Here is a 22,452-nt window from a genome sequence, read left to right as displayed (position 1 = left end):
GGCGATGCGCCCGATGCGATCCTGGTTCACGGTCTTCTTCCTCGCCCTCACTACCGTGGCGGCTGCCCCGTGCGCGGCCACCGGCGGCCTGCAGCAGGCCTCCGCCAGTTCCCACGGGAGCGGCTTTGGCCTCGCCCTGCGCAGCGGCGCAACCCTCGCCCCCGCGAAGATTCTCGATTTCGCCTCGGACCCTGCCGACATCACACGGATGGTCGGGGACCAAGACGGCGCCGAGCGCCGCATGGACACGAACGCCGACGTGACGTACGAACTCCAGGCCGAGGTGCTGTTCGCCAAGGACAGTGCGCGGCTGAGTGATTCGGCGAGATCCCGCATCGCCGTGATCGCCCGGGAGATTGAGCAGCGGTCTGCGACGCGAGTCCGTGTCTCAGGCTTCACCGACGACCTGGGGTCTTCCGTTCACGGCGACGTCCTCTCCAAGCAGCGCGCCGTCGCCGTTCGGACCGTCCTGGCCGGTGAACTTCACTCGGAAACGGTCACCTTCGAGACACGCGGGTTCGGGGAGCGGCGCCCGGTCGCCTCCAACTCCACGGAGGACGGCCGCAAGAAGAACCGGCGCGTGGAGATCTCGTTCGCGCAAACAGGTGGCTAACGCCGGCCGTGCGAAGCCGCCCCGTTCGCGGTGGCCGACACGAGCAAGGGCACACAGCTACAAATCGACATCTGGTTCCGAAAGTGACTGGATACGTCCCGAGATGTACGAGTGAACTCAGATATCAAGGCGGGAAGTTGACTGGCATATGCGTAATCTAGCGGTCACGCAAACGCATTACCGCAGCTGGACCAGACCGCAGTTCTTGGCCGCCGAATGCCGGGGGTCGGGGCAGTGGTCGAACCGCACCGCGTCGTACGGGGAGACAACGTGACTGCAACACAACCACGCCCTTCACGGATCGTGCGCGCCGCTGTTCGCACCCGGAAGCACGCAACCGCCCTGCTGCTCGCGGGCAGTCTGCTGGGGCTGGCCGGCTGTAGCGACAGCGACACGGACGCCTCACCGTCCGCTCCCAGCCCTACTCAGACAGCTGGCTCGTCGTCCCCCAGTTCCACCGCCGACGCCGAGGACGCCGCCGTCATCGCGGCATACACCAGCTCCTGGGACGCTCAGACCGAGGCCTACAGCAAGGCCTCCTCCGCGGGCACCGACCTGAAGAAGAACACAACCTTCAAGGCTCTGGCCGACATCGAGAACGACCTGTCGGCCATGCGGAAGGCCGGACAGGTGACCACCGGAAAGCCAGTGATCGATCCGAAGGTCGTCAAGGTGACCGACGCCAAGATCCCCACGGCCACGGTCGCGGACTGCGTCGACACGACGAACTGGACGCTGATCGACAAGGCCTCGAAGAAGAAGGTCCCGCTGCCAACGACGCGGCTCACCAAATACGTCAGCACCGCAACGCTTGAAAAGTGGGGGACGAAGTGGATGGTCACGAAGTTGACCGCTCAAGAGCAAGCCTGCTAACCCGACGTCTCGCCGTCCTCACCAGCGCCCTCGTCTTGGCGCCGGCCGGCATCGCGCACGCCGGCGATGATCCCGACGTCGATGCGGGCAAGTGCCAGGTCGTCAAGTTCTGCGTCGGCGTCGGCGTCGACGACGAGAACAGCGGCAGCGGCGGGCAGGCGGGCGGCTCACAGGGCGGCAGTGACAGCAGCGACAGCAAGCTGAAGTGCAAGTACACAAAGATTGACCCGAAGCCACCGGCCGAACACCCGGCTTGGAAGGGCCAAGACCCTGCCAAGTACGACATGTACTTCAGGGGGTGCTCGGACGGAGCCTTCAACAACCCTGACGGCTTCATCATCGTGCCAGAGGGCCAGCCCCCTGTTCCGCAGGTGGACCCCCAGGAGTTGGCTCAGCGCGCGGTCGACTCGATGACGCTGCTCGGCCCGGACATCGCCAGCCCGCGTGCGGCCGGGAAGTACACGGTCGGTGTTCCGATGTGGATGTGGGTCAACCAGAGCGCCACGACCTACGGGCCCAACACCGCTTCGGCGTCGGCGGGCGGGATCACCGTGACCGCGACCGCGAAGGTGTCGAAGATCGTATGGAAGATGGGTGACGGCGCCAGCGTGACGTGCAACGGCCCCGGCACGCCCTACCAGGCCTCCGAGGGTATGGCGCAGTCGCCGACCTGCGGACACGTGTATTCCAAGACCTCAGCCGGTGCCAAGAGCAGCAAGTTCCCGGTCACCGCGACCTCGACGTGGACGATCGACTGGCAGGGCGGCGGAGCGGCTGGCCAGCTCGCCGAGATCCGGGAAACCAACGTGCAGGTGGCGATCGGCGAGCTGCAGGTCGTCAGGTAACGCCGCCGGAAGGACAGAACGTTGAGCAAGACCCAAGAACGTACAAGCACGCCCAGCTCGAATGGCGTCCCCCAGCGCGGGCATCCGACCGGACCTATCGCTCCCCCGCGGGTGTCGGCCCGCCGGCGGCGACCAGGTGTCATCGCCCTGTCGCTGGCGCTGATCGCCGCCGGAGGGGCCGGAGTTGCCGTCCTGCTGCTGCAGGTCGGCAACCGCACCGAGGTGGTGACCGTCGTCCGCGACGTCCAGGTCGGCCAGGTCGTGACCGAAGACGACCTGGGCAAGGCCTCCATGGCCCTGGACCCGTCCGTCAAGGCGGTGCACGGCAATGACATGGACTCGGTCGTGGGCAAGCGGGCCGCGGTCGAGCTCAAGCCTGGCTCCCTGCTCGCCCCTTCTCAGGTGACGAAGGACTCGCTGGTGAAGGCGGGCGAGCAACTGGTGCCGATCGGACTCAAGCCCGAGCAGGTACCTGCAACGGCGCTTGTGCCGGGCCAGAAGGTGCAGCTGGTCCACGTACCGGCCCAGGGGCAGGCGGACACCGACAAGACCTCGAACACCCCGCCGGAGACCATCGACGGGCGGGTTGTGAAGGCCTCCAGCGCCGCTCCCGGTACCGGGACCGTGGTCGTCGACGTCGCCACCACCGCGCAGGACGGCCCGACCGCCGCCACGTGGGTGTCGGCCGGCACCCTGCGCCTGGTCCTCGCTGCTCCGGACGGCAACTGATGGCAGTGATCGCGCTAGCCGGGTGCAGCGGCGCGCCCGGCGTAACCACGAGCGCTCTCGCCCTGCTGCTGTCATGGCCCCTGGACCCGGGCCGACGGATGATCCTCGCCGAATGCGACCCGGACGGCGGAGCCGTGCTGCACGGCCTGCTGCAGGGCACGCTCGGCGACCGGTACGGACTGCGCAACCTCTCCGTCGCCGCCCGCAAAGGCGAGTTCAGCGACGCGTTCTGGCGTCAGCTGATCGACCTGAGCAGCGAGGACGGCAAGCAAGAGTCACCACGCGACCGGCTGCTGCTCCCGGGCATCACCGACCACGCCCAGGCAGCCAGCCTGGGCTCGGTGTGGAAGGTGTTGGCACAGATGTTCCGCGGCATCGAGGCCGCGAGCGGGCACGACGTCCTGATCGACCTCGGCCGCCGGGGAGCCTTCGGTCCCTCCGGTGTCCTCGCCGAGCAGGCCGACGCCGTGTTCGTGGTGGTGCGCAACACCCTGCGCTGTCTGCAGGCCGCGGAAGGCCGGGTACGCGCACTGGAGGAACGGGTCGGCGACGTCGGCCTCTTGGTGATCGACGAAGGTCCGTACCCCGCAGGCGAGGTGCAGCGGGTGCTGCAGGTGCCGGTGGTGGCGACCCTGCCCTGCGCGCCGAAGGACGCCCGTGTGCTGTCCGACGGCACCGACCAGCCTCGCCACTTCACCAAGTCGCCGCTGATGAAGGCCGCCAGGACGACGAGCACGCTACTGGTCCAGCGGGCCGCCATGCGCCGGGCCCGCCTCGACCCGCGCGGCGCGCTGGATGCGGGCGGGGAGGTGACCCGTGCGCGCTAGGCCTCTGCACCCCGATCCCACGGTCGCTCCGCAGCCGGGCCGCCCCCAGCAGGCGTGGCCGCATCAGGCGAACGGCGCACCCGCGCCGGCCGGTACTACCTCGAGTACGCACGCGCTCGGCGCCGCCACGCCTCAGGTCACCGTCGACTACAAAGTCGCCCGGCACATCGCGGCCCAGGTCGCCAAGCAGCGCGAGGAACTGCTCAAGACGACGCCCGACATGGACCGGGCCAGCGAAGAGCAGCGGTGCCTGGACTGGATCAACGAGGCTGTCGCGGTGTGGTCGGACGCCCAGGCGATGGCGCCGCAGGAAGACGAAGCACTCCGGCGTGCCGTGTACGACCTGCTCTTTCGGGCCGGCAGGTTGCAGCCGTATCTGGACGATGAGCGGGTCGAGGACATCATCATCCAGGGCCCGCACGAAGTGTGGCTGGACTACGGCGACGGCGAACGCCGCATGGTCGGGCCGATCGCCGATTCCGAAGAGGAACTGCTGGAGCTGCTGCGGGAGCTGGCCCGTGGTTCTGGGCACAACGAGCGCACCATCTCCACCGCGAACCCGACGCTGGCTCTGTCGTTGCAGGACGGCTCCCGCCTGCAGGCGATCTCCGGGCTGGGGCCGATGACCTATGCGGTCATCCGTCGGCACCGGGTCTCCCACGCCGATCTCGACGACCTGGTACGGCTCGGCACGATCGACCCGGTCCTGCGTGACTTCCTCGGCGCGTGCGTGCGCGCGGAGAAGAACATCATGATCGCGGGGAAGCAGAAGGCGGGGAAGACCACGCTGCTGCGGGCGATGCTCAAGGAGTTCGACCCGGACACGCGGTTTGCCACCATCCAGACCGAGGACGAGCTGTTCGCCCACGCCAACGGCTACCACCGCCAGGTCGTCTCCCTGGTGGGCCGTGAGTCCAACGGGGAGAAGGACGTCACCGGCCGGGGTGCCGGCGAGGTCACGCTGCTGGATCTGATGCATCCCGCGTTGCGGATGTCGCTGGAGCGGATCGTGGTCGGCGAGGTCCGCGGACCTGAAGTCGTTGCCATGATGCAGGCGTTGACGAACGGGTCGGGCGGCAACCTGTGCACCATCCACGCCCGAAGGCCTGACATCATCTTCGACCGGATCGCCGAGCTGTACGCGCTCGCCCAGGAGAACCTGTCCGAGCAGCTCGCCTACCGGCAGACCGCCAACGGCCTGGACTTCATCGTGTACGTCGACATGACGGACGAGACGCAGATCGGCGGCCGCCGCCACCGCTACGTCTCCCATGTCCTGGAGCTGACCGGGATCGGCGAGTCCGGACGTCCCGCGACCAACGAGATTTTCTCCCCCGGCTCCGAGTTCGGGGAGCTGCGGGCGGTGCCCCGGATGGATCCGGGCTGTATCGATGACCTGCGCCGCGTCGGTTTCGACTCCGCTCTGCTGCAGCAGCCCTACGGGGCCTGGCAGGCGCCGCTGCCGCTGAAGGTGGGGGTAAGCCGATGATCCTGTTGTGGGGGCTGCTGAGCGGCATGGCCGTCATCGGCGGGCTGATCGGCACCGTGGCTGGACTCCTCGGCACGACCGCACCGCGCCGGGCTCCGCTGCGGCAGCGGTGGCAGGCCCTGCGCTCCGGCCCTGAACAGGCCGAGGACGTCCGGCTGCGCCGGCGGACCTTCACCGTCGTGGCGGTTGTGGTGTTCGTCGCCGTGTGGCTGGTGTCGGGGAACTTCGTGGGCGGCGCGCTGCTCGGCTCGGCCGTCATCGGTGTGCCCTGGCTGATCGCCCCGGCTGAGCTGGCGCAGGAACGTATCGGGCAGTTGGAGGCGCTCAGCGAGTGGACCCAACGCCTGGCCGGGCTGTTGAGGTTGGGGATGGGCCTCGAACAGGCGATGATCACCAGCCGTCAGGGGGCACCGGACGAGCTCGCCCCACAGATCGTCAACCTGTCCGACCGGCTGCGTCTGGGCTGGCGGCCGCAGGAGGCGCTGCGTGCGTTCGCCGAGGAACTCGACGACGTCACCGCGGACAAGGTGGTCGCCGCGCTCATCCTGTCGGTCAACGACCGCGGTCCGGGTCTGGCGCAGGCGCTGGAGGACCTGGCGGGCACAGTCCGCGACGAGGTCGCCCGTAAGCGGTCGATTGAGGCGGACCGGGCCAAGCCCCGCACCACGGTGCGGTGGATGACCATCCTCACCGTGGGCGTCGTAGTGGCCGGGTTCTTCGTGCCTGCCTACACCAAGCCATATTCCACGCTGCTAGGCCAGCTGGTGCTCGCCTTCCTGATGGCCGCCTTCATCGGCGTGCTCGCTTTGATGCGGCAGCTGGGATCCTTCCGCCGCATCCCCCGCTTTTTGATCGCCGACCCGTCCAGCACCGTCCGCCTGCCCGTACCCGTGGCTGATCCGGACATGCCGGTCGCCGGCCGTGAGCCGGAAGGAGTCACCCCGTGAACCTGCTTCCCGTCGTCTTGACCGGTGGCACCGTGGGCGCCGGCCTCGCGTTGCTGGTGCGGGAACTGCTGCGCGCCCAGCCCGCGCTGGGCCCGGCCCTCGCACGCAGCGCCCCGACGGCCTTGGCCCTGCCCGAGCCTGAACTGGACCGCGAAGAGCGGTGGGGCCGGTGGCTGCTGGCCCGCCTCGAGCGCCTGCCCGGCGTCCGGATCCCCACCACCAACCTGGCCCTGCTCGGTCAGGGGCCGGGCCAGTTCATGCTCAAGAAGACCGCCCTCGCCGCTCTCGGCCTGCTCTGCCCGGTGCTCGTCACCATCCCATGGATCATCGCGGGCATCTCCCTGCCGTTCTACGTTCCCGCCGCCGTCGGCCTCCTCATCGCCGGGCTGCTGTTCATCACCCCGGATCTCGCGGTGCGGGACCAGGCCAAGCGGGCGCGGGAGGAGTTCGCCCACGCCCTGTCCGCCTATCTGGACCTGGTCGCACTCAAGCGGGCCGCCGACGCCGGCCCCGCCGAAGCACTGGAGAAGGCCGCCGAGGTCGGCCGCGGCTGGCCCTTTCTCTATCTGCAGGCAGCGCTGCGCCGGGCCCGGCTGGAGAAGATCCCGCCCTATCAGGCACTGACCGAACTCGCCGACACCTACGACTTGCCCGTCCTGGACGATGTCGCCGACATCATGCGGGGTTCAGCCACCGACGGCGCCGCCGTCTACAAGGCGCTGCGGGCCCGCACCGCCGCCCTCAACAGCGAACTCCTGGCCGCGCAGGCTGCCGAGGCGAACGCAGCCAGCGAGAAGATGACCGCCCCCGGAGCTCTCCTCGCCGTACTGGTCATGCTGCTGATGGCGTTCCCCGCGGTGATCCGCATGCTCACCGTCTGACCGACCGTTCTCAACATGTTCTGGAGCACTCCCGATGAAGTACACCGCAGCCCGTTCCTACCGCGCCATCCGCTGGCTGGCCATGCGCCTTCAGGAGGCCACGGCCGAGGCCGCGCGTCGCCCTGACAGGGGTGACATCAGCATCACCACCGTCATCATCTGGGTCGCCGCTGTCACGGGCGCCCTGGTGATCGCCGGAACCATCGCCGTGGTGATCGCCAAGTACAACGGAAACCTGGCCGGCATCTGATGAAAAGCGGCGATCGGCTGAGAGCCTGGTGGCGCGACCGACGATGGCGCGATGACCGGGGAGACACGGCCATCCAGATGGCGATCGTCTACCCGTTCGTGCTGCTGGCCACCATCGCCGTCATCCAGGCTTCCATGTGGTACTACGCCCGCCAGATTGCGCTGACCGCTGCCCGCGAGGGCCTCACTGCAGCTCGCGCCTACCAGGCGAGTCCGGCCGACGGTTCGGCCAGGGCCCGCGAGGTGCTGGGGCGCGCCGCGGGTGACAGCCTGCGGGGTTACAGCGTCACGGCCAGCAGCAGCGGGGAGCGTGTGCAGGTTCAGGTCTCCGGCACGGCCATGTCGATGATCCCGGGCGTTTCGGGCCTGCAGGTCACGCAGTCGGCGTCCGGTCCGGTGGAGCGATGGACCGTCCCGGGAGAGTGAACCACGTGCAAGACACGTTCCGATGGGCTCGAAGACTCCGCAGCGATGAGGGCAGCGCCGCGATCGAGGCTGCCATCATCCTCCCTGCCTTGATCATGTTCATCTGTATGGCTATCGCCGGGGGACGCCTCGTCACCTCCGGGGCGAAGATCGACGCGGCAGCCGAGGACGCGGCGCGGGAGGCCTCGATTCACCGCACTGCGGGGGCCGCACAGGGCGCCGCACAGGCGGCGGCCGCTGAGTCCCTGGGCGACCAGGGCATCAAGTGCGCTTCGACCAGCGTCAGCATCAACACGGGCGGTCTGAACGTGCCGGTGGGACAGGTAGCGACGGTCACCGCGACCGTGACCTGCACGGTCAATCTCTCCGGTCTGCTACTTCCCGGGGTTCCCGGAGCGAAGACGCTCACGTCGACCGCCACCTCGGTAGTGGACCAGTACCGGCAGCGGGGTGACTGATGATCTTCCGTCATGCAGGCCTACGGCGAACGCGGCTGGACGACGCCGGAGGCATCACCGTGTTCGTCGCCGTGTGCGTCATCGCGCTGCTCGGGATCATCGGTGTCGCCGTCGACGGCGGGAGCAAGATGCGTGCCACGGAACGCGCCGACTACGTCGCCGGCGAAGCGGCCCGGGCGGGCGGGCAGGCCATCGATCCCGCCGAGGCCATCAGCGGCAACGCGATCGTCGTGGATCCACAGGACGCGGCTGCCGCCGCGCAGGCCTACTTGCGCTCTGCCGGCGCCACCGGCACGGTCAGCGTGTCCGGCGACGGCAAGACCCTCACCGTCAACGTCACCGGCTCGTACGACACGAAGTTTCTGTCGGTGGTTGGGATCGGCTCTCTGTCGGTGACCGGCCATGGCAAGGCCACCCTCCTGCATGGCGTCACTGCTCCTGAAGGAAATTGATGCGCACCACCCCCTCCCCCACCGCGACGGCCGGCCGCACCCTGGCCCGGGTCCTCAAGGCCGTGCTGAGCTTGATCGTCCTGGCCGCCGCGGTCGCCGGGCTGCCGCTGCTGCTGGTCTGGGTCACCCCGGCCATCTGGGATGCCACCCACGACGACCTCATGCACTTGCTGGACCGGCAGGACACCGGGGCGGTGTTTCTGCTGCTACTCGTCGCGGTGGGCTGGATCGGGTGGGCGCAGTTCGCGTTCTGCGCCGTCCGTGAGCTGATCGCGCAGCTGCGTGGCCGGACCTGGCGCGCCCCGCGCGGTCTGGGCTCCTCACAGCGGGCCGCCGCTCTTCTGATCGGCAGCATCTTGGTCCTGCTGCCCACGAGTTCGGCTCTGGCCTCCGACGCGCAGGCCGCGCCAGCCACGACCGGAGCCCTCACCCCCGGCCAGGCGACGCATGCCCCGCAGGCCACCGAAGCCGATCAGCCCCCCGCGTCCGCTGCGAGCACCTCGGCATCCCCCACGTCGTACACGGTGCGCGAGATGCGGCCCGCCGAGAGTCTGTGGGGCATCGCCGAGCGGGAGTTGGGGGACGGCGAGCGGTGGCGGGAGATCGCCGACCTGAACGAGGGCCGGACCATGGTCGGTGGCCAAGTCTTCCGCGCGAACAGCTTTCTGCAGCCCGGCTGGCAGTTGGAGATGCCTAATACGGCAGGAGGTGTCCGTACGCAGCTGCAGGACGGCGCCCCGGCTGCAGACGAGAAGGGCGAGCACGTCGTCACGGTCCACTCCGGCGACTACCTGTCGAAGATCGCGGAAAAGGAGCTTGGCGACGGTGACGAGTGGCTTCGCCTGTTCGAGGCCAGCCGGGACAAGCCGCAGCCGAACGGGCTGCCCGCCATCTCCGACCCGGACGTCATCTACGCGGGACAGCAGGTCACTGTGCCCGGCGCCCAGGCCGACCAGCCGCCCCAAGACCATGACCGCGGTGATGAGTCGGAGAGCCGAGAGACCACTCCCCCGGCCACGCAGAAGCCCGACGGTGAGCAGACGCCGGGCGGGAGCACAGGGGATGAACAGGTGCCCGCGCCCAGCCACACCGCTGCTCCCGCACCAGAAGCGTCGGCCCCCAGCACTCAGGCGAGCCGCCCCGCCGAGGACGGGAGGCAGGATCAGGTCTCCCCGTCCGCATCGGCCTCCCCGACGCCCGGGCCGAGCACCAGCGTCTCGCCCTCTGCCGCCTCGCCATCGGCTGAGTCGTCCGGCTCCGCTACCTCGTCACCCGCCGCCACGGCGTCTGATGCCCCGGTGACGGCCCCGGCCAGCGGCCCGCTGAACCTGCGCACCGTTCTCGGCGCCAGCGCGCTCTTGGCCGCCGCCATCACTGGAGCTCTCGCGCTGCGCAGGACGCTGCAGCGCCGCCGCCGCAAGCCTGGCGAGAAGATCGCTATCGCGTCGGAGACGTCCACCGCAGAGGCCCAGTTGGCGGCGGCCGCCGAGCCGGGCGGCGCTGCCCGCCTTGACGTGGCGCTGCGAACCCTGGCTCACCGGGCGGCCCAGGAGGAGGACGCTGCGCTCGTGCCGCCGCTGCGGGCCGCACGGATCGGCGCCCGCGCGGTGGAGGTGCTGCCCGAGGATCTCTCCCAGGAGGCGCAGGCGCCCTTCGTCTCCGGACAGGCCGGTTGGTGGGTCGTGCCCTCTGATGCGGTCCTCCTGGACGAGGAGGCCGCCCGTGAGGTGCCGGCACCGTATCCAGGGCTGGTTACGGTCGGCAGCACCGAGGCGGGTGAGCTTCTGCTGCTCAATCTCGCGCAGTTGCCTGCGCTGCTGCTGGACGGCAATCCGGTCCACATCTCCGAGGTGTGCACCTCTCTCGCCCTGGAGCTCGGGATGAGTCCGTGGGCGAGTGAAGTCGAGGTCGTGACGATCGGGTTCGGTGAGGACCTGCCGCAACTGCTGCCCACCGCGCGGATTGCCCACATGCGGCAGGCCGCCCACGCACTGCGCGATCTGTCCGAGCGGCTGCTGGAAGCGCACCAGATGCCCGAGACCCAGCATCAGCCGTATCTGCTGCTGTGCGCGTCGTCTCTGGACGCAGACACGGCCTGGCAGTTCGCCGATGTCATCGACAAGTCCGGCACGGTGCCCGTCACCCTGGTCGCTCCGGCCAGTTCGGCGGCAGCACACTTCCCTGAGGCGGAGATCCTCAACGCCTCACTCAGCGAGCCGCAGAACCTCGACTACGCCGGCATCGACATCACGGTGCAGCGTCTGGAGCACGCCGCCTACGTACAGATCACCACCGCGCTGAAGGTGTCCGGGCAACCGTCCCACCCGGCCGAGGGTCCCTGGCAGGACGTCCCGGACGAGCCCGACACGGTGCAGCAGCCGGATCCTCCCGTATCGGAGGAACCCATCGCGCCCACGTCCGCTCCCCCGAGCCCGTCGTTGGCAGTGGCGGCGGCAGCAGACGTGGGCGGCGAAGTCTTCCCTGCTCTGCTCGCCGCCAGCTCCGATCCCGCTGGACTTCGTCTCCTGCCCACGACGTCGGCTCAGGCTGACGCCCGGCCAGGCCCAGACATCAAATCAGCGCCCCCGGACCCCGAGCCCGTGGCGGCCGCGGACACCACGGGAGAAGAGGCCGCGGAGGGTGACGGCCGCGAGGACTCCGCCGAGGAACGAAAGGAGGAGTGCGAGGCGCAGGACCTGCACGCGCCGGAGATCCGGGTCCTGGGCCCGGTCGAGGTGACCGGCGTGGACAGCACTGGCCACGGCCCGCGGATGGCGCAACTCGCAGCCTTGTTGTTCTTCCGGCCCGGGCGGAGCGCCGACGCCCTGTGTTCAGACATGGATCCGGTCAGCCTTTGGTCGCTAAGCACCCTCAACGCCCGGATGCAGGGCTTGCGTCGCTCTTTGGGGAACGACCCGGCCGGCGACCCCTACGTGCCGCGCCGCAAGACCGGCGAGAGTCCCTACCGGCTCTCCCCCGGCGTGCGCTGCGACTGGACACGCTTCCTTCAACTCGTCGAGCGTGCCCTGCCGCTGGGGCCGGCTGGCCTGACCGATCTGGAGAGGGCGCTCACTTTGGTTCGGGGCCGGCCCTTCGGCGGCAAGCCCCTGCCCTGGGCCGAGCCGTACCAGCAGGAAATGATCACGCGCATCATCGACGTCGCGCACACCGTGGCCACTTACCGCACGCCGACGGGTCCGCACCACGACCTCAGCGCGGCCCGCCAGGCCGTCGCGACCGGCCTCGACGTCGACGATACTGCGGAACTGCTGTATCGCGACTGGTGCAGAATTGAGGCTGCGGCAGGCAACCGTCAGGGACTGCACACCGCCATCACCCGCGTCCAACAGGTCAATCGGGCGCTCGACTGCTCGCTGGAGACGGAGACCGAGCAGCTCATCAGCGAGCTCCTCAACGGCCCGGGTCCGGCGGCACGCAAGGCCCTCTAGCTGATGTGAGCGCAGATGCTCGGCGCGTCACTTCTGGCGGGGGGCGACGTCGCGGGCTGCGTACGCGAGGAGTTCCTTGGCGGCGGCCTCATTGGAGGCGGGAGGGCGTGCACGCCACTCGGACAGGGTGTCGCGGACGGTGTGCGCAACAGCCTTCGCGTGCTGCACCAGGTCGTCGTCGAGGGTCGTCACGTCGCCGCTCTCTGTGCGGCCCGTGACGACGATGTGGCCGGCCAGTGGGTACAGGGTCATGCCGCGCCACGCACTCGCCAGGGCCCATGCGGCCAGGTTCTGGGGAAGACCGAGATACCTGCCGTTGCCGTGGATGTGCAGAACGGCCCGCCGGTGGTAGACCCCGTGGTCGACGGCATCGGATCCGAGGTGCTCCTGGATCGCGGACTGCGCATCGGCGGCGGGCAAGTTGAGGTCTGTGACGGTGGCGTCCGGGTCGATGCGCAGGGCGTGCATCTGGTCCTCCTTGTCGGTTCAGGGGCGGGGCTGCGCAATACGCAGGGATGCGAAACGCCAGGCTGCGCAATGATCACAATGCCTGCGCAATGCGCCGCTGATCAGGGATTTCTTCTCATTGCGCAGGCTGGCGAGTGTGACCTGAGCTAATGCGCAACCGGTGCGTGGTGGCGGACTTACTGCTGCGCGTCGGCGTGGTGGCGGCCGAGGGCCTGCCAGCGCCGCTCGAAGTCGACGGCCTGCTCGGCGAGGTAGTCGGCCTTGAGGGGCTTGTTGTACTGCGCAGTGATTCCTTGGGCTGCGCACTCCTGCGCAACGGCGTCGAGTGACGGCACATCGCTGCGCACCCGCTGTTCGGCCCAGATGTTGTACACGCGAAACGGCAGGAGGTAGCGGCGCAGGGTGGCTGGGCTGACCGGCTTGTCACCACGGCCGCGCATTCCCTTGCTGGCCAAGTAGGCGGACAGTTCCTCGGCCTCCCGCGTTGAGGACTGCGGTTCGCCTCCGTTCTGTGCCTGGTACTCCATCCACGCTAGGTAGTAGCGGTCGACGGTGGTCAAGCCGACAGGCCCGTCCGGCGTGCCGCCCTCTTCCGGTAGCGCGTCATCGATGGCGGCGTTCACCCGCGGGGTGCGCTGCTCCTTGGCGGCTTGTGCGCCCGCGCCGGCGGGCGCCGTCTCGGGCTCCCCCTCCGGGAGAACCTCTGCAGCGACATGCTCACCAGGGTCCGCGGCAGTCTCAGCCGGGGGTGGCTCGCTGCTTCCGAGTTCGTGCTCCTGGAAGCTCGCGACGAAGGCTGCCAAGTCGACGCCCGTGATGGGACGGCCACCGTCTCCGGTGATGGAGTCGCGCTCGTACACGTACGCGGCGAGGGCGGCGGCATCCGGGTACGCGCCGTGCTCCTGCGCGTAGGTACGCCAGGCGCTGTGGAAGTAGTCGTACCACTGGTCGACTGGCTCGGCTTCGTCGGTAGCGGCGGACTCTTGAGTATCGAGCGCGTAGCGCGCCTGGAGGACCTGGAGCAGCGGCTGCACCTGGTCCTCGGAGAGCGGGTCACCGGATCCCGTGGAGATGCCATAGGTGTCGCGGAGCCAGTAGGCCCACTGCGTGGGGGTCGGCTCAGCCTGGAACTGGGTGAGGAACGCCTGGTATGCCCCGGCGAACCGCTCAGCGGCTTCCGCGGTCGATTCCTGCGGATCCTCCGGCAGCTCAGTCCCCGGAGTTGAGACCGGAGCCTGGCCTGGTTCCGCCGCTGCGCTCTCCAGCTCGGCCGCTGGCTGCTCGTGCCCCGCCGCGGTGTCGAGTACGGAGTCTTCCGGCCGCGTGGGGGCGGAGACCCGCTCGAGGGTGAACTGGATCGGCGGCTCCTCGATTCCGGCTGCGGCGAGACCGGCAGGCGCGGTCTCGGCGAGCGGGACGCCGTAGCGGGCCAGTCGCAGCGGCATCAGCGCCTCGACGGGGGCCTTGCGTCGCCATCCGCGGCCGAAGCGGGAGCGGAGGGCTGCCTGGTAGACGAGGCGTTCCTGCTCCAGCTTGATGACCTGGTCGTAGGAGCGGAGCTCCCAGAGCTTCATACGTCGCCAGAGCAGGAACGTGGGCACGGGCGAGAGGATCCAGCGGGTGAGGCGCACACCCTCCATGTGTTTGTCGGCGGTGATGTCCGCGATGCGGCCGATCGCGTGCCGGGCCGCCTCGACGGAGACCACGAATAGGATCGGGATGACGCCGTGCATGCCCACGCCCAGCGGGTCCGGCCAGGCCGCCGCGCCGTTGAAGGCGATGGTCGCTGACGTCAGCAGCCAGGCTGTTTGGCGAAGAAGGGGGAAGGGGATGCGGATCCAGGTCAGCAGGAGATCCAAGGCCAGCAGGACACAGATGCCTGCGTCGATGCCGATCGGGAAGACGTAGGAGAAGTTCCCGAAGCCCTTCTGGACGGCCAGCTCACGGACGGCCGCGTACGAGCCCGCGAAGCCGATGCCGGCGATGATGACGGCGCCGAACACGACGACGCCGATGAGGACCCGATGCGTTCGGGTCAGCTGGGGTATCTCACCATTCCCCGCAGCCACGTACCACTCCCCTGTTCGTACCTCACTAATGAGCAGCTCTCACACTCCCACGAGGCGTGGCGGGTTGGAGGGTCACGGAGGACGTCTGTTGCGGATCGTCAGCGAAAAGTGACCGCGTGACCGCTCCTGCTGCAGCCCCTGCGGCTTCTTTACGCCGTAAAGAGGCGACCCCCGGCGCGGGGGCTCCGGGGGTCGCGTGGCGATCTTTACGGCGTAAAGAGCTCATCGGTACAGGTTCATCTGGCGACCGATCTTCGTGTAGGCCTTGGCGGCCCGGCAGTTCGGGTTGAAGAGCGTCACGGGCTGGCCTGCCGTGTAGGCCTCGGGGACCTTCACGTCGTCGCTGACCGTCTCCAGGACGATGTCTCCGTAGGCCTCCCGGAGCTGGTTCTCCATGTCCTTGTAGACCTTGCCCTGCGAGTTGTGCTCGACGCCTTCGGTGATGACCACCCAGTCGATGCCGGTGGGCATGCCCGTGTGACCGTACGCTCTCGCCACCTCGGCGATCTTGTCCTCAAGTTCGGTGAGGCCGCGTGCTTCCTTCTCCTGGGACTTGGTGCAGCCGACGACTTCGTCTCCGGCGATGATCGCTCCTATAGTCGCAAGCTTCACGTCGCCGGGGCAGTCGAAGACGATGAGGTCGAAGCGCCCTCGCAGTTCACCGATGAGGTGGAACATCCACATTTCCCTCGCGGTCTCGCCCGCGAGCTTGAAGTCCAGGCGTTCGAGCTTCTTCGACTCGAGCACGACCCACAGATTCGGGATGACCTCTTTGGTCTTGCTGTCCAGGGCTGGCACGACTGCTTCGGCGAGCGAGCAGATCTTGTCCACCACGTCGTACAGGGTGGGCAGGTCTTCGTCTCCGTCCGGGTCGTCGTACCCGAGCAGGCGGGAGATGTCCCGCTGCTTGTCGAAGCCGATGACGCAGACCTTCTTCTTCTTTTTGGCTGCGGCGTAGGCGAGAGCGGCGGCTGTGGTTGATTTCCCGGACCCGGCGGAGCCGTTGGTGCACACGAGGACGCGGGTTTTGCGTCCGGTGTCCTCCGGGAGGGGTTGAGCGTCTGTGGTCACGAAGGGTCTCCGTAGTTACGCGGTGAGGACGGACTCGGCGTTGTCGGCCTGCTGGTAGTCGGTGTGCGTGCCGAGCCAGTCCAGGTAGGCGCTGGCGTGTGCGGCGTCGTTGCCGCCGTTGCGCGCCATGTGGATCTCGCAGTGCGCGAGCGAGAGCGCGAGTGCGGCCCTCGCCTGCCGGCCCTTGCCCTCGTCGCCGGGGAGCGACGGGAGGCTCAGAGCTGAGGCACCGACGCCAGCTTCGCCCAGCCACTGAGATGCGAGCGCAACAGCTTCATCCGGGGCGGTTGAGGTCTGCAAGGCGATGATGTGGAGCCGGGATGCATCCTCAGTGAAATCCAAGACGGTCGCCAGGCACGCTGCTCGCCGTGCCTTGGTGGCCTCGTCCAGTTCGTCACCACTGGCGCCGCCCTGCTTGGGGACCGACTTCTTCGCGGCCTTCTTGCTGGCACTGCCCTGCTTTCGGCCCTTGTCGGGCTTGGGCTCAGCATCACGGGCGGCCGCCAGGGCCCTCTCTTGCTCCCAGGCAGCGAGCTGCTCGTCGCGGTCCTTGATCGTGCCGAGCTGTCGGGCCAGCTCGATCGTCATGCCGGGGATGCGTTCCTCGAGGGCCTGGCGGACCTCAGGCTGCAGGTTGTGCAGGCGCCGGCGCTGGGAGACCCATCCGCCTGACTTCCCGAGGACCTTGGCGACCGCATCGTAGGTCCCGAATTCCTTCTTGAGCTCTTCAATGGTCGCGAGCTCCTCGAATGGCTTGAGCTCCTCGCGGGAGAGGTTCTCAGTGGCGGCTGCGACCAGAATGTCCTTGCGTGTCGTGGCCTTCCTGTTCACCAGGACGGGCAGCTTGTCCATGCCCGCGAGGCGGGCCGCCGCAAGGCGTCGGTTGCCGCCGATGACCACGAAGCGGGCGTCGCCGATCTCGTCCGCGTTCTCCGGGAAGGCCGCCTTGAACACCTCGGCCGGGATCGCGGCGACCGATTGGAGCAGGCCGACGGACTCGTAGGTGCCGGCGAGCCCTTCGAGTCCCTCAAGCTGCTCGCGGGCGTTGCGGGGGTTGTTGGCGAGTTCTTCGATCGCCACGTCGAAGCCGCTGCCTGCAGCTCTCTGCTCGGCTTCAGCGCGCTGGCGGTCTTCCTCAGCGCGTCGCTCCGCTTCCCGCTGGGCCCGTCGTTCCGCCACGGACAGAGTGTTGTGCGCCCCGGCCATTCACGCTCCTGAGGGTGGTACTCGATGGGGGTTCTCGGGCTGGAGCTTAACGAGCAGAGCACGCCACGGCTCGCACTCCCCCGGTCTTTACGCCGTAAAGACCGGCGTCGCGAGGTGCCGCCGGGCCTGGCGGCGGACCTGGTGGCCGCCATCGGCACCCTGCCCAGTGCGTCAACTGGGCAATCCGAATCGGCCCCTTCAGCGCTGGCTGCTGCTGCAGGGCTTCACTCCCACGGGTCTCCAGTACCTGAACGTTCTGCGTCAGCGAGGAGGGCTCCCCGCCTCGGTCGGGCGCGGCAGGCTCTTTACGGCGTAAAGACCGGCCGTGAAACACGAAGAGCCCCGCACCCTGGAAGCGTGTCCAGGGTGCGGGGCTCTTCGTGGCGCGGATCGGCCGAGGGACTGCGGGGTGGATGGTCGATGCGAAGCGCCTCTTGGGCGCCGTGCCTACTCGGGGACGGCCTCGCTGTGCATCGCGTCGTACATGGTGCCGGCCGCGCGCCAGATGGAACTCGCACGGTCGTGGCCCTCCTGCGCGTGAAGTCGTGCCCACAGGTCGGGGAAGTCGTGCCCACAGGTCGGGGAAGTCGTGCCCCATCACCGCGCTGGGTTCCTCCTCATCCATCATGCTGGCGAGCTGGAAGGGATCCGTCGGGACGTGGGGATCCTGGTAGGTGAGGTGCCGCCGGTACGGCTGAACGGTCACGGTGGTGCCGTCCACGTGCTGGGTGCTGTGCATCTGGAGGCGCAGGCTGCTCGCGACCGAGGTCGCCTGGTGCGGATATGCATAAGGACCCAGCCGGATGTCGGGGAGGCCGGGGCGCATGATGACCACGGCCAGCGCAGTACTGGGCTCGCCCTGCCACGGTGGCGAGGGAGCGGCCTGATTGCTCGGCGGTGTCCACTTAGCAGGCGTCCGGGCCTGGCTCAGCCTGAGCGGGTGGTGGGGCTGTCCTAGCCGGGTGACTGCGAGGGCGCTGAGTCGGTGCATGTGAGGCAGAGCGAGGGCGGCGGAGATGCGGTCCGGTTGGGCATGGGTGCCCCACCCCCCGACGAGTGGCCCGCCGGAGTCCTCGGCGGTGGCGGCCGCGGCGTACAGGAAGGCGTCGTTCTCGGGGCCTACCGGATCTTCGACCGTCCGCAGCTCGATCGGCTTGGTCGCGCGCCAGGCGTAGAGGTTGACGATGAGCAGGGCGCCGCAGCCCCAGCTCCGGGCGTAGCGGATGCAGTGCCGGCTGGTGTGGTCGTCGCTGGTCCCATCAGCGGTGCTGGGATTCAGCAGTACGAACACTGCTGTGGGGCCGGTGTTCTCCCATTGCCGCACTAAGAGATAGCGGTACCGGCCGCAGTCCGAGATGACCGCGGCGCGCCGTATCTCAGGGGCCGCGGTGGGGGTCTGTTCAAGGGATTCCATGGCTGTCCGTTCGTACGACGGGAGTTGTCGAAGAGAGTCGCGGCTTGGGTGGGGCCGTTGTTCCGAAGCCCGTGGACGGGAATCGAGGGCGGCCGGGCACGAGAGGCGGGCGGCGGGGTGGAGGCGGCCTGGCTCCCTTGGTGCGCCGGCCTGGGTCACGGGGCCGGTTCTTCAGTGACCGGCCCGTGTTCGGCGATCAGGACCCGCCACCGGATCCAGTGCGTGCTCGTGCACGTCCAGCGGGTTGAGCCGCGGGTCCAGAGGCGTCCATCACGGTCCCGCACGGCGCGCACGCCGGCACGCGCCTGGAAGGAGCCAGGTCCGTCCGGGCGCCAGGTGCGGGCGGCCGCTGTGCTCACTGGATGGGTGCGGTGGCCTCGGGCTGCGCCGTTCCCCCATCGGCCAGCAGCTGGTCGACGGTGGGTTCGTCGACGCACAGCGCATAGGCGATCTCGTGTCGGGGCCAGTTCCGCACGGCGTACTCGCGGGCCAGCGCCATCCAGGCGGCGGGGCGGTCGCCGGGTTCGATGTAGTCGGTACTTTCGAGCATTGCTGCCTCCCTGAAGGCAGGTTGTCGATGTGTACGGCCGTGGCCCTCTTCGGCCCTGGACCGTGTGTGTGGGTGTGCTGTCCGTCCCCTGCTCCCCGGGTGGGACCACTCGGGAGGTCTTTACGCCGTAAAGAGGGTGCAGAGATCGTTCTGGTCCGCAAGCAACCGCGCAGGAGACGGGCCGGGGCGGGTGTCGCAGTGGAGGAGGGGCGATGACAAGGCCCCGCAGCCGCTCCAGAACTACGCGGGCGACGGCGGGGCCTTGTTGCTCGTGTTGCTCAGACGGCTGGGTTGGATACGCCGAGCAGGTCGTGCCCGTACGCCTGCATCCAGGCCGTGCAGAGGTCGTGATCGGGGTTGGCTGGGGCGGTTGGCCAGATGCGGCGCCAGGCCGGGCGCCGGTCTTCCATCGCGACCTGGTCGAGGCGGTCATGGTCGTCACAGTTGCCAGCGGGCCAGTGCTCGAAGAGGACCAGCGGGCCGGGGTAGCAGGCGGTGAGTTCCGTCCAGATCTCGCCCGCACTGTTGGTCGTGGAGGCTCCGAGGCCGGTCTCCGTGACGATGGCGACGTGGCCTTCGCCTTCGGCCTTCCAGACCCGGAGGTGGGCGATGCCTCCGCCGGCTGCGCACGCCGATCGGAAGGGCCAGGCGGGATCGTCACGGACGAGAGCTGCCCGCGCGTCGGGGACCGGGGGCAGTGGGAGGAAGAGGGGCGGTGGGGTGGGGTCCATTCGTGTCTCCCGAGGTCGGGGCTGGCGCCCCTGCTGTCAGCCGGTTGCCGGTCGTCTGGCAGATCTCCGGCAGTGGGTATCAGCGGTGTCCTCCGCAGGCGGCGCCATGAGGACAGGCGGAGGGCGGCGGTCTTTACGGCGTAAAGACCGCCGAGGGGAGTCAGGCTTCGGAAGCTGTTGCCCTGGCAGGGCTGAGAGGCGGCACGGCGTCGTGCAGTCGGCCGTCCAGGAGGCGCCCGGCCTTCTTCTTGCCGAGGCGGACCATCTCAACGCGGTGCCCGAGTCCGTCGACCGGGTCGCCCACCAGGGCGTGGCCACGCTGGTTTCCGCCGATGGCGATGCGGCCGGACGGCGCCCACGCGCCCCATTGCTTGAAGAAGTAGGGCGTGCCCGCTGCGTCACACTGGTCCCGGAGGTTGCGGGCCCACGCCGGGTTCATCGGGCGGGCCTTGGCACCGGATTCGCCACCGGCGATGACCCAGTTGATGCCTGCGCCGGTAGTGCCGTCGGCCAGGTACGGCTCCAGATCGATCTGCTGCACAAGCGGTTCACACGAGAGGAACCGGACGGCGGCGTTGACCTTCAGGAGGAGGGGGATGCGCTCCTCGGCGTAGTGCTGATCTTCGACGCTGGTGCCGATCCAGACGTGGTCCGGCCAGGCGTCGCCCCACGGGGCCATGGCCGCAATGTTCTCCGGCCGCTTGGTCAGCAGTTGCCACCGGAGCCAGGGGGTCTGCTCGATGAGCTGCCAGAGACGCCCGCGGGCTTCGGTGACCTGGGGGTGGTCCTCGAAGACGTCGGCCATGGAGGCCGTGAAGACGCGGAGGGGTACGCCGCTCTCCTCCGCCTGGCGGTCCCAGGCGAGGGGCTTGCGCCAGTACTGGTCGGACAGCATCCGTCGCTCGCCGCCGCGGTGGAAGAGGTCGAGGCCCCAGCGGCGGGCGAATTGGTCCGCGTAGCAGTTCTTGCATCCGGGCGAGACCCGCGAGCATCCCCACCAGGGGTTGAAGGTGCAGTCCGTCCATTCGATGCCGGTGTTGTCACCCACGGGTCTGTTCTCCTGCGTTGTTGAGGGTCTTGGCCGTCTGGGGGTCTGGGGTGCGCGAGAGATAGGAGGCGTACGCGGCCTCCGCGAAGCGCCAGGCGGCGGGTGTGTGCCGCTTCGGTCGCCACAGATCGGGCTCGACGAGTGTCTCGAGCTCACCGCTCCCGTGGTCGAGGAAGACGCCGATTCCCCAGTAGTTCGCCTCGGACAGCAGGTAGTTGCGGCGGGGCGGTGTGGGGGTGACGACGGCGCGGGTGCAGAACGGGGCGTAGTAGCTTGCTCGGCCGATGCTGTCGCGGGTGCAGGTGGCGTGGATGGTGGCGAGGTCGACGCGGCAGGGCCGGATGGCGTGCCGGGTGACGATCCCGAGGGTCAGGTCCAGGATCCCGGCGGGGGCGCGGCGTACGGCGTTCTGCTGGCGCTCGGTGAGGCCGTCGACCGGGAAGGGGGCGCCGGTCGGGAGGACCATCAGCGTGTCCAGCAGGGCGCAGTGTGAGTCGCTGATGTGCCCGAGGCCGGTCTGCTGGCGGCGGGCGTGCTCGGCAGGGTCAAGGGTCAGGTGCAGGGTCGCGGCACGGTAGCCGCGCGGGGACGGCACCGGTATGGGTCCCATCACGTGGTGATCCTCTCGGGGTGTGCGGCCAGCTCCAGGAGCACGTTCGCGTGGCAGTGATCGGGCTCGCCTGGGCGGGGCAACGAGCAGGTACAGGCCAGGTCACGGCGCTGCAGGCGGCTCAGGCCGGCGAGGACACGGCGCCGGTCGAACGTCTTACGGCCGACCGTGTAGAAGTCAGGGCCCTCGCCGTCCAGCCAGGAGCGGTATCGGGCGCTGGCCTCCTTGCGGGCGGCAGCCGGTGTGCCCATGTCCCGGGTGGTGCCGTTCGGTGCGATGACGAGGCTGTTCTCGAAGCGCCAGGGGTTGCCGTAGCGGCTGCTGCGGTCGACGACCCTCGCGCTCCCGGCGCGCCATCCCTTGGTGCGTTTTCGCTGGATACGTGCTGGCACTGGCGTGGCAGCAGAGTGCTTGGTTCGCATCAGAAGCCCAGGTCCTCGTAGCGGAGTCGGTGGACGGCGTCGAAATCGCCCTTGAGCCCCGGCGGGCGAGGCTGGGCGGTACGGGGCGCCTTCAGGCAGCGGCGCGTTCGACCACGGGCCGGTGCATGTCGCGGTGGTGGAGGAGGACCTGGTGGCCGCGGCGGCGAAGGCGTCGGGCCAGCAGGTGGGCCGTGGCCCGACTCGGTGCCGGCCTCCCGCGCACCCGATGGCGATGCGGCGGGGGCCGGCGGGGAGGTCGGCGTAGTCGACGAGGTTGGCGAGCAGCTCGCGGGCGCCGGGGGTGTTGAGGATGACGTCCTGGACGCGGGAGTTGAGGCCGTCGAGGTCGAGGATGTCGCGGGCGGCGGCCGGGTCGCGGAGCCGGTCGCGGACGTCCCCGATCCGGTCGGCGGCGGGCGGGACGGGGGTTCCGTCGGGGCCGGTGGGCAGGTGCAGGTAGCCGAAGGAGATCAGGCGGATCGGGTGCAAGGGTGCCTCCTACTCGGGGATGAAGGGCGGGGACGTGCGGAGGGGGGGGGGGGGGGGGGGGGGGGGGGGGGGGGGGGGGGGGGGGGGGGGGGGGGGGGGGGGGGGGGGGGGGGGGGGGGGGGAGGGGGGGGGGGGG

22 protein-coding genes and 1 pseudogene are annotated in these 22,452 nt (G+C 69.2%); 13 read left to right on the top strand and 10 right to left on the bottom strand.

From position 1 onward, the window contains the following. Positions 1-4: 4 nt before the first annotated feature. The 13 genes from ACZ5C2_RS34845 to ACZ5C2_RS34785 all read left to right on the top strand — a co-directional run bounded on the left by ACZ5C2_RS34845 (position 5) and on the right by ACZ5C2_RS34785 (position 12,238). On the top strand, positions 5-613 hold the full coding sequence (locus ACZ5C2_RS34845; RefSeq protein ID WP_468800296.1) for an OmpA family protein: 609 nt from the start codon (positions 5-7) through the stop codon (positions 611-613). 270 nt (positions 614-883) lie between these two features. After that, a complete protein-coding gene (locus tag ACZ5C2_RS34840; RefSeq protein ID WP_468800294.1) occupies positions 884-1,486 on the top strand; it encodes a hypothetical protein in 603 nt (200 codons plus the stop codon). Beyond that, positions 1,432-2,331: an ATP/GTP-binding protein gene (locus ACZ5C2_RS34835; RefSeq protein ID WP_468800292.1), complete on the top strand. Its 900-nt coding sequence runs from the start codon at positions 1,432-1,434 to the stop codon at positions 2,329-2,331. The genes ACZ5C2_RS34840 and ACZ5C2_RS34835 overlap by 55 nt, the downstream gene beginning before the upstream one ends. 21 nt (positions 2,332-2,352) lie before the next feature. After that, complete coding sequence (locus ACZ5C2_RS34830; RefSeq protein ID WP_468800258.1) at positions 2,353-3,060, top strand: SAF domain-containing protein; 708 nt, start codon at positions 2,353-2,355, stop codon at positions 3,058-3,060. Further along, positions 3,060-3,887, top strand: a complete 828-nt coding sequence (locus ACZ5C2_RS34825; RefSeq protein WP_468800256.1) for a hypothetical protein — start codon at positions 3,060-3,062, stop codon at positions 3,885-3,887. The genes ACZ5C2_RS34830 and ACZ5C2_RS34825 overlap by 1 nt, the downstream gene beginning before the upstream one ends. Further along, positions 3,877-5,376, top strand: coding sequence for a CpaF family protein (locus ACZ5C2_RS34820; RefSeq protein ID WP_468800254.1), 1,500 nt, complete (start codon positions 3,877-3,879; stop codon positions 5,374-5,376). Before ACZ5C2_RS34825 ends, ACZ5C2_RS34820 begins: the two co-directional genes overlap by 11 nt. Continuing rightward, the gene (locus ACZ5C2_RS34815) at positions 5,373-6,323 is read left to right on the top strand and encodes a type II secretion system F family protein (RefSeq protein WP_468800252.1); all 951 of its coding nucleotides are present in this window, start codon (positions 5,373-5,375) and stop codon (positions 6,321-6,323) included. The genes ACZ5C2_RS34820 and ACZ5C2_RS34815 overlap by 4 nt, the downstream gene beginning before the upstream one ends. After that, positions 6,320-7,204: a type II secretion system F family protein gene (locus ACZ5C2_RS34810; RefSeq protein ID WP_468800250.1), complete on the top strand. Its 885-nt coding sequence runs from the start codon at positions 6,320-6,322 to the stop codon at positions 7,202-7,204. The genes ACZ5C2_RS34815 and ACZ5C2_RS34810 overlap by 4 nt, the downstream gene beginning before the upstream one ends. 34 nt (positions 7,205-7,238) lie before the next feature. Further along, the gene (locus tag ACZ5C2_RS34805; protein WP_468800248.1) at positions 7,239-7,454 is read left to right on the top strand and encodes a hypothetical protein; all 216 of its coding nucleotides are present in this window, start codon (positions 7,239-7,241) and stop codon (positions 7,452-7,454) included. Beyond that, positions 7,454-7,879: a TadE family protein gene (locus ACZ5C2_RS34800; protein WP_468800246.1), complete on the top strand. Its 426-nt coding sequence runs from the start codon at positions 7,454-7,456 to the stop codon at positions 7,877-7,879. The genes ACZ5C2_RS34805 and ACZ5C2_RS34800 overlap by 1 nt, the downstream gene beginning before the upstream one ends. Next, positions 7,858-8,337, top strand: a complete 480-nt coding sequence (locus ACZ5C2_RS34795; protein WP_468800244.1) for a TadE/TadG family type IV pilus assembly protein — start codon at positions 7,858-7,860, stop codon at positions 8,335-8,337. Before ACZ5C2_RS34800 ends, ACZ5C2_RS34795 begins: the two co-directional genes overlap by 22 nt. Next, on the top strand, positions 8,337-8,789 hold the full coding sequence (locus ACZ5C2_RS34790; protein ID WP_468800242.1) for a TadE/TadG family type IV pilus assembly protein: 453 nt from the start codon (positions 8,337-8,339) through the stop codon (positions 8,787-8,789). The genes ACZ5C2_RS34795 and ACZ5C2_RS34790 overlap by 1 nt, the downstream gene beginning before the upstream one ends. Next, entirely contained in the window at positions 8,789-12,238 is a 3,450-nt protein-coding gene (locus ACZ5C2_RS34785; protein WP_468800240.1) for a LysM peptidoglycan-binding domain-containing protein, read from the top strand. Before ACZ5C2_RS34790 ends, ACZ5C2_RS34785 begins: the two co-directional genes overlap by 1 nt. A gap of 27 nt (positions 12,239-12,265) precedes the next feature. Here ACZ5C2_RS34785 and ACZ5C2_RS34780 read toward each other — a convergent pair whose 3' ends face one another. The 10 genes and pseudogenes from ACZ5C2_RS34780 to ACZ5C2_RS34735 all read right to left on the bottom strand — a co-directional run bounded on the left by ACZ5C2_RS34780 (position 12,266) and on the right by ACZ5C2_RS34735 (position 22,316). Next, positions 12,266-12,706, bottom strand: a complete 441-nt coding sequence (locus ACZ5C2_RS34780) for a DUF3846 domain-containing protein (protein ID WP_468800238.1) — start codon at positions 12,704-12,706, stop codon at positions 12,266-12,268. A gap of 1,364 nt (positions 12,707-14,070) precedes the next feature. Continuing rightward, positions 14,071-14,754 (bottom strand): annotated as a pseudogene (locus ACZ5C2_RS34775) (DUF2637 domain-containing protein); the annotation flags it as partial. Positions 14,755-14,997: 243 nt separating this feature from the next. Then, complete coding sequence (locus ACZ5C2_RS34770) at positions 14,998-15,846, bottom strand: ParA family protein (RefSeq protein ID WP_468800236.1); 849 nt, start codon at positions 15,844-15,846, stop codon at positions 14,998-15,000. A gap of 15 nt (positions 15,847-15,861) precedes the next feature. Next, complete coding sequence (locus ACZ5C2_RS34765; RefSeq protein ID WP_468800235.1) at positions 15,862-17,025, bottom strand: ParB/RepB/Spo0J family partition protein; 1,164 nt, start codon at positions 17,023-17,025, stop codon at positions 15,862-15,864. A 73-nt stretch (positions 17,026-17,098) separates the two neighbouring features. Further along, complete coding sequence (locus tag ACZ5C2_RS34760; protein WP_468800234.1) at positions 17,099-18,466, bottom strand: DUF1643 domain-containing protein; 1,368 nt, start codon at positions 18,464-18,466, stop codon at positions 17,099-17,101. A gap of 355 nt (positions 18,467-18,821) precedes the next feature. Next, positions 18,822-19,016, bottom strand: a complete 195-nt coding sequence (locus ACZ5C2_RS34755; RefSeq protein WP_468800232.1) for a hypothetical protein — start codon at positions 19,014-19,016, stop codon at positions 18,822-18,824. Positions 19,017-19,294: 278 nt separating this feature from the next. Continuing rightward, positions 19,295-19,747 (bottom strand): hypothetical protein, encoded by a 453-nt coding sequence (locus ACZ5C2_RS34750; RefSeq protein WP_468800230.1) that lies wholly within the window; start codon positions 19,745-19,747, stop codon positions 19,295-19,297. A 160-nt stretch (positions 19,748-19,907) separates the two neighbouring features. Beyond that, positions 19,908-20,795: a DUF5131 family protein gene (locus tag ACZ5C2_RS34745; RefSeq protein WP_468800228.1), complete on the bottom strand. Its 888-nt coding sequence runs from the start codon at positions 20,793-20,795 to the stop codon at positions 19,908-19,910. Next, the gene (locus ACZ5C2_RS34740; RefSeq protein WP_468800226.1) at positions 20,788-21,405 is read right to left on the bottom strand and encodes a hypothetical protein; all 618 of its coding nucleotides are present in this window, start codon (positions 21,403-21,405) and stop codon (positions 20,788-20,790) included. Before ACZ5C2_RS34740 ends, ACZ5C2_RS34745 begins: the two co-directional genes overlap by 8 nt. Continuing rightward, positions 21,405-22,316 (bottom strand): DUF4326 domain-containing protein, encoded by a 912-nt coding sequence (locus ACZ5C2_RS34735; protein WP_468800224.1) that lies wholly within the window; start codon positions 22,314-22,316, stop codon positions 21,405-21,407. Before ACZ5C2_RS34735 ends, ACZ5C2_RS34740 begins: the two co-directional genes overlap by 1 nt. Between the last annotated feature and the right edge of the window lie 136 nt (positions 22,317-22,452).

This window comes from Streptomyces sp. NPDC031365 (genome assembly GCF_055569765.1).
This window is presented reverse-complemented; position numbering and strand designations above follow the sequence as displayed.